This is a genomic window from Nocardia cyriacigeorgica (assembly GCF_010858045.1).
In the GTDB taxonomy this organism is placed as follows: Bacteria; Actinomycetota; Actinomycetes; order Mycobacteriales; family Mycobacteriaceae; genus Nocardia; species Nocardia cyriacigeorgica_E.
This window is the reverse complement of the sequence record NZ_JAAGVC010000256.1, coordinates 1-312: the sequence shown is the minus strand read 5'-3', so window position 1 is coordinate 312 and position 312 is coordinate 1. Positions and strand designations below refer to the sequence as shown.

1 protein-coding gene is annotated in these 312 nt (G+C 72.1%); it reads right to left on the bottom strand.

Going from position 1 to position 312, the window contains the following annotated elements; translation table 11 throughout:
* A partial coding sequence (locus tag GV790_RS29610) for a glycosyltransferase (protein WP_175586043.1) occupies positions 1-312 on the bottom strand: 312 nt, incomplete at both ends.

Sequence of the window (312 nt, the reverse complement as noted above, 5' to 3'; positions counted from 1 at the left end):
CATGGGTGACGATGATTCGGGCAGAGCCGGCGCCGATGAGGTGATGGCCGAGCGGACCGGGATACCGATGACCTCGGCGCCTGGCAGCCCGGAATCCGGCACCGCGGCCAGCACCCGCGCGGCCACCCGCGCGCCGACCTTGTTCGCGATACCTGCCTTGGCATTGGCCTCGTGCACCACCACCGGCACCGATCGCCGACGCCGCAGCGCACCGCGGCCGGCGGCCAGGTACGCCGGGAGTGCGACGTAGCCGCCGAAACCGATGATCACGTCGGCGTCGACGGCGTCGATCACGGCACGCGCCTTGGCCAC